Source organism: Verrucomicrobiia bacterium (genome assembly GCA_035574275.1).
Lineage (GTDB): Bacteria > Zixibacteria > MSB-5A5 > DSPP01 > DSPP01 > DSPP01.
This window is the reverse complement of record DATLYY010000031.1, coordinates 1-14,252: the sequence shown is the minus strand read 5'-3', so window position 1 is coordinate 14,252 and position 14,252 is coordinate 1. Positions and strand designations below refer to the sequence as shown.

The 14,252-nt window shown below is 47.7% G+C and carries 11 protein-coding genes; 9 read left to right on the top strand and 2 right to left on the bottom strand.

The genetic code is table 11. The features are described from left to right. Positions 1-83: 83 nt before the first annotated feature. Positions 84-2,408 (bottom strand): tetratricopeptide repeat protein, encoded by a 2,325-nt coding sequence (locus VNL73_05195; GenBank protein HXF48804.1) that lies wholly within the window; start codon positions 2,406-2,408, stop codon positions 84-86. Positions 2,409-2,819: 411 nt separating this feature from the next. On the opposite strand from VNL73_05195, the gene VNL73_05190 reads away from it, so the two are divergent. The 4 genes from VNL73_05190 to VNL73_05175 are packed head-to-tail and all read left to right on the top strand — an operon-like array spanning position 2,820 to position 8,327. Then, a complete protein-coding gene (locus VNL73_05190; GenBank protein HXF48803.1) occupies positions 2,820-4,289 on the top strand; it encodes a hypothetical protein in 1,470 nt (489 codons plus the stop codon). A gap of 20 nt (positions 4,290-4,309) precedes the next feature. Continuing rightward, positions 4,310-5,083 (top strand): hypothetical protein, encoded by a 774-nt coding sequence (locus VNL73_05185; protein ID HXF48802.1) that lies wholly within the window; start codon positions 4,310-4,312, stop codon positions 5,081-5,083. Positions 5,084-5,137: 54 nt separating this feature from the next. Further along, on the top strand, positions 5,138-7,243 hold the full coding sequence (locus VNL73_05180; protein HXF48801.1) for a hypothetical protein: 2,106 nt from the start codon (positions 5,138-5,140) through the stop codon (positions 7,241-7,243). A 22-nt stretch (positions 7,244-7,265) separates the two neighbouring features. Beyond that, positions 7,266-8,327: an Ig-like domain-containing protein gene (locus VNL73_05175; GenBank protein HXF48800.1), complete on the top strand. Its 1,062-nt coding sequence runs from the start codon at positions 7,266-7,268 to the stop codon at positions 8,325-8,327. Between the two features lie 15 nt (positions 8,328-8,342). Here VNL73_05175 and VNL73_05170 read toward each other — a convergent pair whose 3' ends face one another. Then, complete coding sequence (locus VNL73_05170) at positions 8,343-8,900, bottom strand: redoxin domain-containing protein (GenBank protein ID HXF48799.1); 558 nt, start codon at positions 8,898-8,900, stop codon at positions 8,343-8,345. Positions 8,901-9,727: 827 nt separating this feature from the next. On the opposite strand from VNL73_05170, the gene VNL73_05165 reads away from it, so the two are divergent. From VNL73_05165 to VNL73_05145, 5 genes are all read left to right on the top strand, one after another. Further along, the gene (locus VNL73_05165) at positions 9,728-10,183 is read left to right on the top strand and encodes a hypothetical protein (GenBank protein HXF48798.1); all 456 of its coding nucleotides are present in this window, start codon (positions 9,728-9,730) and stop codon (positions 10,181-10,183) included. A 46-nt stretch (positions 10,184-10,229) separates the two neighbouring features. Then, entirely contained in the window at positions 10,230-11,180 is a 951-nt protein-coding gene (locus VNL73_05160) for a hypothetical protein (GenBank protein ID HXF48797.1), read from the top strand. Between the two features lie 309 nt (positions 11,181-11,489). Continuing rightward, positions 11,490-13,133 carry a C1 family peptidase gene (locus VNL73_05155; GenBank protein ID HXF48796.1) on the top strand — a complete coding sequence of 548 codons (1,644 nt, stop codon included), beginning with the start codon at positions 11,490-11,492 and terminating at the stop codon, positions 13,131-13,133. A gap of 126 nt (positions 13,134-13,259) precedes the next feature. Next, complete coding sequence (locus VNL73_05150) at positions 13,260-13,604, top strand: hypothetical protein (GenBank protein HXF48795.1); 345 nt, start codon at positions 13,260-13,262, stop codon at positions 13,602-13,604. An 11-nt stretch (positions 13,605-13,615) separates the two neighbouring features. Then, positions 13,616-14,131 (top strand): hypothetical protein, encoded by a 516-nt coding sequence (locus VNL73_05145; GenBank protein HXF48794.1) that lies wholly within the window; start codon positions 13,616-13,618, stop codon positions 14,129-14,131. The last annotated feature ends 121 nt before the right edge of the window (positions 14,132-14,252 follow it).

Sequence of the window (14,252 nt, the reverse complement as noted above, 5' to 3'; positions counted from 1 at the left end):
CTTTCGGGGGATTTTCCCTTCCGTTCGTGAATTAAGCGCTGGACATTCAGAGTGTCAAGGAAGAAGTCGGGAATAAACGATGGTTACGGAGAACCCCTCTGCCTTAAGATGGATTCGGTGATTGCCAATTTCTCTCTGGCAGGAGCAAAGTTGGGATTTAACTCGAGTGATCTCCGAAAAGCCTCACGGGCTGATAGGAAGTCGCTTAGCTTGGCTAGAGCCAGTCCGTAATTATAATAAAGGGCGAAATTGTCGGTCTTTCTGACCAAGGCCCTTTCAAAGTAGATCAACGCCTCTTGCGTGCGCCCGAGGTAATCCAAAGCAGTTCCCAAATCCGCGGCAGCGTCGGTATTGTTGGGGTTTTCCTCTAAGGCCTGCTGAAAGTATTCCACGGCTTTTCCCAGATCGTTCTGTTCCCCACGGCTGCGCCCCAGCCGGTAGTAAATGCGGGATTTCAAATCGGCAATGTTTTCGCCAAATTCGCGGGAGGAAACGAAGAAGGGCTGGGGATCGTAAGAGGGCTGGTAGTCCTTCAAGCTGTCCAAAAGGTCAAGCAGAACCGGCTCCGCAGCTCCGTAACGTTTGGCTTCCAAAAGAAACGAGGCCTTAAGGAAACGTCCCAAAAGAAAGCTGGGGCAGTTCTTTTGGCCCTGTTCGAGAACCAAAAGCGCGCTGTCCGGCATTTGCAGGGCACGGTAAGCCAAAGCCCAATTCAGATAGGCATCCTGAAAGTACGGCTTGGCGGCGGCCGCTTTCTCGGCCCAAAAGACAGCTAAGCGTGGAAAACCCCGCAAGCGTTGGATGAGTGAGAGGTTGGTCAACGCCTTTTCCGATTGGGGTTCCACTTCCAGTTCTCTTTTGAATTCCTCCTCGGCGGTTTTCAAATCGCCTTGCCTCATTGCCACTACGCCCAGATTTAGATGTCCAAATTTATATTCCGGGTTCAATTGTAATGCTTGCCAAAAAAACTGCCGCGCTTCGGCGTAATTCCCCTGCTCCAGAAAGACGTTGCCTAATCGGAATAAGCCCGCCGGTTTGATGTTCTTTGTAAAGCCGTAGAAGTTCGAATTCACAAAGAATGAAAAAAGTGCCAAGGCCGCAACGAAGGGCAACAGGTTCTGTTTGTTGCGAAACCGTTTCCACAATTCGAAGACGGCGTAAATCGCAAACAAGGTCAAAAACGGCAGAACCGGTAGGCGGAAACGGGCATTGACGAAAAAGAGGATTACAGAGAAGGCGTAAATCAAGATGAAGGCGGAAAATAGGCGGGCCTTGCGATTCACAAAGGAAAAGACGATTCCCAAAAGCCCCAAAGGTCCGATGAGCCAGAAACCAACGGGCAGGAATCGAATGAGCGACGAGTTTTTCCAGAAAAGATAAATGTCTTGATTGTTGGAAATCTCGAAGCGGGTAAAAAATAGACAAGTTTTTTTGAGTAAGAGTTTGAAGGCATCAAGGGGCTGGCTTTTCCAGAACTCCAACCCTTTTCCATACCAGAAATCGGACAGCTCGGCCGAGGAAAGATCCCTTCCGGTCTCCGCTTTGGCCATTGCGCGGATATCCGCCAACTCCCAGTTGGTCTGCAACCGCCCGGGCATCATCGAGGTATAGCCGTTGGCCGCCGGATTGTTGCCGATGTAGAAGTTGATTCCCCCCTGCGAAGCAATCAAGACCAACGGTTTTTCCGCCCGGTAATTGTGGATAGCCACCGGCAGAATCGGCAGGAAAACCCCAATGAGAAAGAAAGCGGCGAATTTTAGTTGCCGTTTCAGCATTTCGCTTTTGTGAAAGCAGTACCAAATCCAAAACAAAACGACCGGGACGAAAATCAAAATGTTCGGTCTCGTTATAGCGGAAAGCCCGAGCCAAAGACCGGCCAGTGTCCAGTTGAGCGGGGATGGCTTTTCTTTGGCTTTGTACAAAAAAATGAAAATGAGCAAATCGAGCGGGAGAAGGAGAAAGTCGAGCAACAGTTCCCCTTCGAAATAGATAACGCTGGCATAAGTCGCAAAAACGAGCCCGCTAACGATGCCCAGCTTTTTCCCAAACAGCCGGGCGGCCAAAAGCGCCAGCAAGACCACGCCAATCGCCCCGAGGAGATATTGCACGATGCGGGGGGCAAGGTAATTGTGGCCAAAAACATAATAGGCCCCCCCTAATAGGTAGGGATAGAGCGGAGCGCGGAAAAAGGCCTGGGGCTGGGTCAAGTGGCCTTGGGCCACGGCCTGCGCCCATTCATCGTGGTAACGGGCGTCCAAGGTTGGATACTTGAACGTGGGATTGTCGTAAATCTGCGAAAGGTATAGCAGGCGGCAAAATATGGCAAAAACGAAAATCAGATATAGGGTCTTTTTTGTAAGAATTTGGCCTTTCAATATGCCGTCCCCCTCATCCAGTTCCTTGGGCATTTTTAAGTTGGATACCTTCCTCACGGCCCTCAATCAACGCTTTTATTAAGGAGGGGTCAAGAACCTTATTCTCGAATTTGAAGGTCAAAGCAAATCCAATGCCAAAAAAATTTCTTAAAATTTTCCTTGACAACGAGGGAGGAGTGGCCATTTATTGTCACGGATTGAGTGGATTATGTGAATCCACGATAAAAGAGAGGGTACTTTACCTTTTGAGCGGTCAGCGAGCCAGAACTGAGTAGGTTAAAGACCGGGAGTTCACCGAAACGATCTAAAGCCCCAAGCGACTCCGAATAAAAGGCGGGGAAGTTAGGGGAGGCAGACAGGGCAGGATGAAAACCGCAAGGTTAACCAAGCCAATAAAATCGCTAAAGCAGGCGTATAAGTATTTGGGGGGAGAGCAAAGTTTTAGTGGGTAATTTCACGAAGTGTCAACTTATCTTGACTGGTACTCTGGTTATTGCAATTGGTTGTGCACAAATACCAAATAGAAAAGGTGATGCCACCGGCCCAGAGCAATGTGGACCCGTACTCTCCGGACAGCTATCAGGAGTTGAAGTTCCAGCCAACGACTCCCTTTTCGCTTATATGAGTATAATGCGTAATGAAGAGGTCATTCTCGTGGGCGATACCGTTAAACTTGAAAACTTCCAATCTTCACCAATCGTCAAAGATACCACACTCCAAGCAGATATTTCCACGCTTTCCCCCGGAAACTATCAGGTCTTTTACCATGTCTGTGAAAATGAGCAGGACGTAGGTGTCATTTCTAAACGGCTATTCAGCCTAGGACCATTACCGACCTTTGTAACAGCTGCTGGGCCATCGATTCCGTTGCTATTTGGTGATACATTACGCTTGAAGGTTGTTAATGTGGATACCGCTCATATCGCCGTCGAGCCTTCAAGTGGTCGCTCCGATGTCGGAGACGTCCCTTCTGTATGGTTATTAAAGGGTGGGCTTTACCAAGTTTATCAAAATTCCGATGGCTCTTATATCGAGATTGTGGGTGCTCATATACAAAAGAGTTCTGCGAGAGCGGCGGAATTGAGTGGTAAACAGAGAAAATGCACAGCCGAAATTGACGTAAAACGCCCCATCGGTTTGGGTAACACCAACAACTCACTTGACGGTCTTATTATTGACGTGGCCAATGAGTTTTGGATTCCGCCTCAAATATTGAAAGCACAAGTTGATCAAGAGAGCAAATTTGATCTTGCAGACAAAGGATATCGTTACGAATTGAAAAACATTGACGAGAATAGCTTGCAGGGTTCGGGACATCTTTGGAAACTTACGAGCGATCCTTACAAAAGATATGTTCTGGCTGGTAAAAATTCATCCGGCTTCATTTTCCTGTTCGATGGAGACTCCATACAATTTCTTCCCGAAAACCAATACACTACTTTGCAATACCGCTCATCTCCTGACGTGGTTATTTCGGATATACATACAGGCGATGGACTCGGTATTTCTGCTTGGGATTTATGGGACCAGAATCCAAATCTGGGCTGGGAAACGAGACCTGGTAGCGATTTTACCGCCCAAGTTGTGGTCGCAGCGAGCTATGGTCTACTTCATATGACATACGTAACGGCTGCAGATGAAGCTAGCCATATTGGCTATGGCAATTTAAATCCACAACGAATGTTCACAAATGATCGATTGGGACTCACCTTCGGTGCCAAGTGGGTAAGATACTTGAGGGACTACTACGGAACATCATTTAGCGACTGGAACTTGCAGTGGAAAACAGCGTTAGGGAAGTACAATGGAGGAAAGGGTGCGCCACAAAATTCAGATGGCACTTTTATATGGAGCTCAGCTCAAAACTATGTAGATTTCGTTTGGGGAAAAGTTTCGGGTTATGAGCCGTGGTAACCTCTTATTGGGAGAACTAAATGAAGATTAGAGATCGTTCAATTAGCATTTTGATCATCTTCGGCTTATTCTTTACCATTTTATTTTCTTCTATCGCGCGCAGTAAAAAACCTAAACAACATGTTCCGGCGTCTACCGAAGAGGTTAGGGTAATTGTGAGCGAATTGCTTAAATATGCACCCCAGGACCTTCGTAGCCGAAACGAAGCTCAGAAAGAAAAGCTTAAAGCTGAAGGTAAGGGGCCGTTGACTCCTACAGCTGAGCTTCGCGTCGAAACATATTGGAATGGGCAGTTAGATTCTACAGATCAAGAATGGGATGTTGTATTTTATCGAGGAGTTGAAGACGCTAAGTTCGTGATTCTAAAAGGAGACGCTACAGGAAAAAAACACATCAAATGGGAAAGCCAGCTTTTGCCCTCGACCGGCGCTTCAATTGACACTGTTGACGACCTTAACAAGGACGGGAAACACGAAATCGTGTTATTTTTTCCACATAGAAGCATCGTTGGCGCACAGATATATACTTGGGACGGAAGAGAAGCGGTATTGTTGCCTTTTGACGACGATGGCAAAGAACATTCGTCCATTGGAGGAAATGATATTTATTTTAAAGATATGGACAGTGATGGCATTGCCGAAGTGATTGAGTCGTCGCGTTTAGAGATTCCAATGGATTCAACCTATCAAAATACCGAGTTCGTTCAAGAGACCAAAATTTATCGTTGGAACGGAAGGGAATATCAATTGTGGGAGAAGTCAAGAAAATCCCTTCCAAAACCTAAAGAACGGTGAAAATAGAATTTGGAAAAGCGAAAAGTTGTTGATTGGAGTATTAGAGGTGAAATTATGAACAAGATTGTTCTATATTTTTTTGCTTTCTTATTATGGGATAGCTTACTTTTTGCCCAAACCCTACCCTCTTTCAGTTCCAAGCTTTTATTACCAAAAAACTTGGTTCCTGCGTATTCTCGAATGAACTCGCAGACCAGCCAGGCACGCTTCAATACGCAGATATTTTCTCGCCCGTACGGGGTTTCAGCGTTCGTTTACAACGACGACCCCACCTGCACGCAAGGAAATATAGAGTTAATTGGTGTGGCCGACGCCAATTGGGACCGGTGCTGGGTCTATAAAAAAGATGGCGGTGGGGAAGATATGGCTTGGCAGGGGGAACATGGCACCAATTCTTTTCAGTTTGCCAGTCCGCGAGGGATTGCATTCGGGTGGACGGGCGGGGTTTATGTATCGGACGCTTACAACAACCGAACTCATGTTTACACCGTGGATGCATGCGATGTGTTGAACGTGCAATTTGTGCGCTTTGACTCGCTGGGCGAAGGCACGCCTTTGAAAGAACCGAGGGGGATTGATGAAGTGGAGTATAAAGTTCAGGGTTCCGTTAATCCCAACTTGGTAGCGCAAATGTACGCGGTGGCGGATTATGGAAATAACCGGATAGTAATCTTTCCGGGAGGGCGAGTTTTTCCGGGTCCCACGGAAACCCGTTTTCAATTTAATAAGCCGACGGCCGTTGCCTATGCTTGGGATAAAACCACCGGTATGCTGAAAAACCATCTATACGTGGTCAGCCAGGGGAACGGGGATATTTATTGGCTGCAGATGAACAATACGGCGCTTTACACAAACGAGCTTGTTGTGGAAAAAGCGGTGCGGCTTGATTTTGACTGGCTGGTTTTTACCGGGCAAGCATTGGCCAATTATTTTTTGTCCTCAGCGACGGTGGATAATCACGGGATGCTTTGGATTTTGGATTCTAACAACGGGATGGTTTATAAATTTTGGCCGGCCTATATGAACAGCTCGGATACGCTGGTTTTGGTCGGAAGCTGGGGCGGGATTGGAACAGTGGATTCGCTATTGAACTATCCCAACGCCATCGAGGCCGAGCACGGGGCCTGGGTTGATCACTGCGGCGGGAATCCGGGCTGCCCGAACAACCAGTATCCGTTGGCGAATTTGCATGATATTTTCGTGACGGAAACTTGGGGGCCGACGACGGGGATACGGCGGTTTTCGATTGGGGTGGAGGCATACGTTGATAGTTTCAAATACATAGCCAGAGGAGATTCGGGTACCGGCAATGCCGTAAATTGGTGGCATCATTTTACCGACTATGTACGGATTACGGAACAAGTGTTTAAAATGCCGCAAAACACTTTGGTTCAAACCGTGTCGAACAACGTGGAAATACCGCCCAAGTCGAGTTACGGAGGGCTGTGGGTGGTGGGGGCGAACGACAGCGGGACCTATAAAGTCAAGATAACCTCAACTTCGCTCTATGGAGATGCCGTAGATATAGATTCTTTCACGGTGTTCGTTGATACGACCTTACGCAACCATAGTCCCACCATTACCCAATTTCCAAGGTTCGTACATCCGGAATGGACCTGCTTTTTCCCTTCCGACTCCGGCATTGGGCTCGGACCTCTCAACTGGGGAGGTGATTTTGTAAAGGTTACTGCAACCGACCCGGACAATGACCCTTTGACCTACACCTGGACAATTATTCCTTCCGGCGGGTCTGTGGGGGCTGACTCCCGCCACGCAGGATATGGCAGCTATTCCACTTTGGCCGATTCCGTTTTTTATGGGGTTCCCAACAACGTTGGGCGGGCAGGAAATCCCGGGATGCCAACAACGGATTGCGACGAGTGTCTATTTCTAAGGATTACCGACCCGGCGGAGAATTTCGTTAAAAGCTCTATGGGACCCGGCAAGCCCACCTGTCTGCGAGGGGACGTGGATGCCAATGGTATTCATACGCCAGCTGACGTTGTACTTTTGCTTAAAATTATTTTCTCGGATATCGCGCCTCCACCCTACGGCGATTATCACTTAATGGCAGACATTAATTGCGACAACTGGGCCAGTCCAGCCGATGCTGTATTGTTTCTGCAAATGGTCTTTCAAGGCGCATTTCCACCTTGCTAAACCGGATGAGATGGAGTGGATAATGAAAAACTTTTACAGAATATTCCGTAAGGGAATCGCTCTCGTCGTCTTAGGATATTCCACCAGCTTTTCAACGCCCGACCCTCGCGACTCGGTTATTATTGAGTCCAGGTCGGTCAAACCTGGGATTGGAAATCCTGCAGTTGTTGTGCGCGTTTACATTACAAATAAGGACTCACTGACAGGTGTTGTAGTTGCCCTCGTTGAAAAGACCCTGACGGGCAACGCTTATATGACGTTGGGGTATCCCCGTAAGGATACCGTCGGCGGCGCGGTTCGACGGCTAACCTCGACTTTGCAGGGAATGTCTATTTTTGCCACCAATAAATACAATAGCGTATCACCCGATTCTTTCACGATCGCCGCTTTTTTCGAAACCGACAATCCAGCTTCACTTGAACCCCCCAATCTTACCCGCAAGGCGTTTTTTGAATTTGAGTTTGATACGGTTAACACAGATTCGGGAAGAATTGTTCTGGATACCGGGAAAATAGCTCTCGGCAAAACGGGTTTCGTTAATAATAATGACCGAGACGTCCCCGTCAATTTTGTGAAAGGAGTGATAACGGTTGACCCGATTTCTCCATTAGTTACAGTTACAGACCCAAATGGGGGCGAGTCGGTGCCAAGACCTTGCCCCTATACAATAACTTGGGATGCTTCAGATAACGTTGGAATAACCACAGTGGAAGTATGGTTGGACAGAACAAATGGTGGGGTATCTTATGAGCTACAGCTAGCCAACCTTACGGGGAATCCGGGTTCCTATGATTGGACTCCAGGAGGTTCGGCGAACAGCAGCAACGCAAAAATTAAAGTCATCGTCTCCGATGCAGCGGGCAATGTCAGTTCCGACGCGTCAGACGCTTCGTTTTCTATTGTCACGAACTGCTTTGTGAGACCAACAGCGGGATTCGATATTAACAAGGACGGTATTTATAGTCTCGTCGATATCATTTTATATATGAACATAGTTTATACGGATACTGATGAGAGCACAATCAATATGAGCAAGGAATATATCAAAACTATGCTCGTTGCTATCTTTTCAAGTTCGCCTTAGCACCTTAAGAGCGCGCTACAGAAGTTTCAAATAATTTCCCACCGACTCCTCAGAACGGGTACTAAAACCAATAAAAACGATTTCCCTTTTTTCATTTATCCCTACAATCGTCGGAAAATGCTCAACATGGTGTTCCGCGGTGAATTTCCCGTTTGGGTCGTTATACAAGGGGAATTTTATGCCCTTCCCGGCTCGGTAAGCATTCATCCGATCTATAGTTTCGTACGAAACGCCGAACACCTGATACTCGTGACTGATACTGGGATACATACTATCCCAACGACTGACGGCCTGAACGCAATCCTCGCAATCTGTGGTTAAGAAGATGACCACTGACTTCCTACCGGCCAGAGATTGGTACAAATCTGGCTGCCCACTGACTAGACCTGTAAACCTAAATTCTGGAAAGTATTGACCAATCCTCAACCGAAGAACTGGATCTGATTTTAGCGCCTCGGCGGATCGGACCTTAAAAAAATAGCTTCCGGCGACAATACCCAAAAAAGCTGCTATTAGAACTCCGACAAGCATGAAGGCGATGGTCTTTTTGGAGATTCGAAGATTTTCCGACATGTTCTTTCCTCCCATCAACGATGTTGGTCAACTCGTCTTTTCAGGCAGAATTGATCCAAGAGATTTGAGGTAATGGTTCCGCCCCCCTTCTCCGGCTTTAGAGAAGGAGGGCGTTTTAATCAATCATTACAGGCATCTCGTGCACGTACCGCTGCACCCAGTTGCTATGCAATCTCCACTGCAGTTTTGCGGCGTGCAGTTACATGGCGGGCCGCAGGCCCAGGCTTTAGGAACCGAGAGGAAATACCCCGCCCCAAAGCTAACGAAAAAGACAGCCAGCAGGACGATTGCGAAAATTCTTTTCATTCTTTCTCACCTCCTCTGTGGGTAGTAAGGGTTTTACAATAAAAAAGCCGGCTCATCTGTGGCCGGCTTTAAAAACTCAAAAAGCTAAATTACAACGCCTTTGGCAGTTTTCGTTAGCGGGTTGTCCTGCAAGGTTGTCGATTCGATCCGCTACGAAATAATCACGATCGTTCGTAGCCATCGTTCGTCCAATACTTGACCAGAAGATACCTTGCCTGAAAAGAGCTTGTCAAGAAAAATAACGCTTGTGAAAAAGATAACTTGTCATAATGCTGTCACAAATATTTAGCCAGGATTCTTTCATCTTTTAAAAAAAGGGGTTGACAAGGAAAATGGCCAAAACTATTTTGACATTCCGAAGCAGGATAAGGGGTGGCAGCAATACTTGGAACCCCACTATTTGCTGTCAGAACCTCTGGTTTTAGTCGCACACAGAAGTTGATATAGGAGGAACGGGTAGGTGCGTCAATTCTCGTCGGAAAAACTTTCAAAAACCCGAAAAAAGCAAAAAGGTGGGGATTTTGTCGTCGTTTGACGGTTTACTTTTCCACGAAAAGGTTCTGCTGGTTTTAGGGGCTGTGCTGTTTGCGGTACTGCTTTTCATTCTGGTGTACTACGCGATCCATAAACGGTCCCTCAAGAGCCTCCTTGCATTTTTCCTTCTGCCCATAGCAATGATCGGGTATCCAAGCATCCAGAAAATCAGTTATAGCGATGGTGTCCTGGAAGTTGAAAAACAGACCGGAGAGGCTGAGGCCAACCCCCGCGATTCGGTGACCCGCAATACCCTTAAGACTAATCTAAGGCAATTGGAGCAACGTCCAACCGCGAATCCAGATGTCTTATTGAAATTTGCCAAGGCGAATGCCGCAATTGGGGACACGACAAACGCGGTACGGTTGGCTGACTCAGTTCTCAAAATTCAGCCTAATCTCCGGCAAGCAGTTATGTTGAAAAGAAATCTATTATCTAGATAACGCTATCTCATGAATTATAGCTAACCACTCACGAGGAGGACTTTCGATGAAATTCGGCGAAGCGATAAAAACCGTTAGAAACAGAAAGTGGCTGGCTTCGATCTTGTTGTCGATTCTGGTCACGATATTCTTTCTTCCGTCCGTATCGTCTGCTCAGATAGAAATCACCTTGAAAAATAAGTTTATCGACGAGTACAAAGACCGGGCCACGATTGAAGCTACATTCACTGTCGACAAGGCCCATGCAAAGCCGAATTCGCCAAGTAAGGACGGGGATATGCATGTCGCCGGTAGAGCGCCAGAAATTGAGCTCCCGGTGGTTGCCGAGATCATGAACGCAAAGTTTGAGAAACCGTCCGTCGATCTCGTTCACAACCTCGAAGGAACGGGTACTCCTGCCAAGACTTCCGGCGCATGGAGAATTTGGTGCGAACATGCCGGAAGCTCTCATCAGATTCAGGGAGCATCACTGGAACCGTTCGCGACTACCAACCCCGACCATGTTTTCGAAATCCATCCGGTGACCTCTCTCGAAGGCACTTCCTTGCTGGGCAGTCTCAAAAAAATCAAAGGGTTCAAAACCAAGAATGCCGAGGACGCTTTTTCGAAGTACGAAAGTATAAAATGCCATCTTTCGGTCAATGCTTCAAAGAAAACCACGACCATTACGACCTCTATGGCCGGCTACAATTACGTCGAGTTCATTATGGAAATTACGGGAGAGCAAAAGGTTGTAGACGACGGGAGATTTGTTATGGCTTCCGTTTTGGATCTAGATGAAGAAATGCTGGTGTACAATCGGAGGATGGTTTTCATCAAAGACTCTCCTCCCGAGTTAAAAGTTAAAGACCTAAAGCCGGGTGACCGGCTCCACGTGCTTGGAATACCCAGAATCAGCTTGAAACTTATTGACTGGAGAATCGACAACCGTCAGACCCGTCCGGAGGCCCTGGATTGGGATTTGCCTTATGAGATGATCATCGTAGCGGTGTATTAATTATCACAAAAGAGGAAAATGCCAAGCTTCATATTATCAAGCAGAACGCTTCCAGCGTCCCTCCGGACTCTTGATGTTCGAGCTGATGATACAGATACACGGGATTATATCTACGTTTACGAGCCCTTCCTTGCCCTACTTGCCCCTTCTCTTATTCCCCCAGAACAGGTCCCAATCCTTGACCAAGGAAATGAAGGGGCATGTGTCGGCTTCGCACTCGGGACAGTAATAAACGTCTCTCTACACCGCCGCTTCCTCAGCTTGCCCAAGAACGAACACGGCTCCAAACCCGAACAAGTGAGCGCAAGAATGCTCTACGAGATGGGGAGACGATATGACGAATGGCAGGGTGAAAACTACGAAGGGACAAGCCTGCGCGGAGCAATGAAGGGGTGGCACAAACACGGAGTCGCCACGGAAGATTTGTGGCCGTATAGGGTCAAACGCGGCAGAAAGTCGGTAATTGACCAGGAGTTCACCCCTGAACGAGCCAGGGATGCCGCCCGGCGGCCCATCGGCGCTTACTACCGGATTCTCGACAGCGACGTGAGCCATGTTCAAGCGGCCATAACCGAGGCGGACGCGGTGCTGGCTTCCGCCTGGGTTCACTCGGGATGGCAGAACGAGAATCTGTTGGACGCAAAGGGTACGTTCAAGCAGATCCGTCGCCAAAGCGGGAAACAAGGTCTGCATGCCTTTGCCATCGTTGGATACACTCCAGAGGGGTTTATAATCCAAAATTCATGGGGGCCAAGCTGGGGGGCCAACGGACGCGCGCTCCTCAGTTACGATGACTGGTTCGAGAACCGACAGGATGCCTGGGTTGCCCGATTGGGCCCCCAAACGCTTGATTCCAAAGGTGAACCGAGAATTTTTACAGTTGGTTTTGTGGGCAGAGCCGAAGAAAGCAAGGCCGGGACAGTGGTTACAGGGTTGGGCATAAACCCCCTGCTTCTTCCTTACTTAATCAATACGGGCGACCGAGGGGAGCTTTCAACTGGCGGGAGGCTGATAACGCGAGAGGAAGAACTCCCGGATATGGCTCGAAAGGTGATGGGATCCAAGGAACTCGCCGATGGTTACCGACACATTGTGTTGTACGCCCACGGCGGACTGAATTCGGAGGCTACATCGCTTCAGACGGCCAATCGCCTGTGGGGGTTTTGCAACGAGAGAAGTATTGTCTCTTACTTTTTCATATGGGAAACGGGAATATCTGAGTCAGTGTTAGGGTGGCTGCGGAGTGATGATGACGCATCCGGTCCAACCAAGTTCAGCTTTCACGACGTGTGGGAAAACATCAAAAAGGGGACGGGTACTATCATTCGGGACAGTCAGAAATACTTCGGGAAAAAACTGGCTCCTATTGCCAGGGAGGTCTTTTGGGATGAAATGAAAGGACGCGCCGAAGGCTCCGCTTCTAAAAACGGTGGGGCGAATCTTTTTGTACAGAATCTCTTGGGCGTGATGAAGGAGACTCCGTCCGCAAAGTTTAAACTTCATCTTATCGGCCATAGTGCTGGCAGTATTTATTTGGGTTGGCTTTATCAAAACGTCCTCTCCGGTCTCCTTAAGCAAAGCCCAAACGTCAAGCTCGCCTCTGTACAATTTATGGCCCCTGCCTTATCGATCAGGCGAACGCAAGAGGCATTCTATCTTGACCGACGATGGGCTGTTTCTAAAAAAGATTTCCGTATCTATATGCTCAATCCAAAGAACGAGGAGCGAGATAGCATTAAGATATATCCCAGTTCCTTGCTCACCTATGTGGCCGATCATCTCGAAAGTCCTAATAAACGAGTCCCATTACTTGGTCTCAGGACAGATTTCGAAAAACACGTTGATTTTGCAGAACCAGTTGCAGCCACTTTTTCCACTCGGCATGGTGAATTCGACGAACCGAGATACGAGGTTGAGCAAATCCTGAACGGGATTGCCGAAGGTGGCTTCTAATGTTACCCTTTCCAGATTCATTGAGAAAGTAAAGACGTGATTCAGTCACTCAACCTCAAAAGGCGACATTGCTACATTCTGAATATGAGATGGCCGTGGGAAGCGAGCCAGTAAGGAGGTGAACAATTGGTTATTAAGTTGGATACCATTTACGAAGTAGCGAGCGGAAAAGTAACATTGAGCGTAATAATTGGGGAGGCTCAACTGGGAAGCTCACTCGTTAAGCTGAACGATGTCGAGCTCGGAATAGGTCAAATCAACAATCTCTCAATTGGGAGGGGGTCTGATATCGCCGGCAAGACGCTCTTTATAAAAACGGTCGTAACCGATGTTAATGACAAAACGAATCTTACCAGCGTTGGATACGTCTTTAAAGGCGGAAAAGTTGATAAACGATATGACCTAAATGCAACGGTTAACGAAGAAGGCGGCTCTGTGATATATCGTGCAAACTTTAAACTAATTGCCTAAATATCGATGCCATGCTGATTAGAAATCCGAAGAAGGCAGGATTACTCGTTCAAGCTATTATTCTGATACTATTTCTAAGTAAGATCGGACTAGCTCAAAAAGTATCTCTTAATGATCTTCGTACGCCGCCCTCCCCGGCCTTTGTCCTACTCGGTGTCGAGCCATCATCGATCGAGAGACCCAATACCCCAAAAGCCTTTGCGGCAAGTCTATTATCCGCGGTCAATCAAAGCGATTTTCTACCCAAGAACTACGCGTTAGAGATAGCGCCATATTGGCTTTACTCTCATCCGAATCTAACATTCGATGATTATTATAAAGCGGGATTAATAGGCACAGTACTGCAAACAGGCTCACTTTCATTAGCTACCTCGATAGCTCCTAACAGCATCGACAGCCTGCCAGATACAGCAAGGCTCGGGTTTGGCTTACGAACAATCCTAATTAACGGTAAGGCAAACTCCGATTTGTCAGCCTCCGTTGCCAACTTGCATACTATTCAGGAAAACTGTACTGCTCCCCTTTAGTCAAGCGGCCTGATATGGAGTCATCGGGCTGAGGTTATAGGTTTTCTCGAACCTGTTCGGCGGCTGGTAGCCCAGGGCCGAGTGCAGGTAGGTTTCGTTGTACGTTTCGATCCAGCCGTTC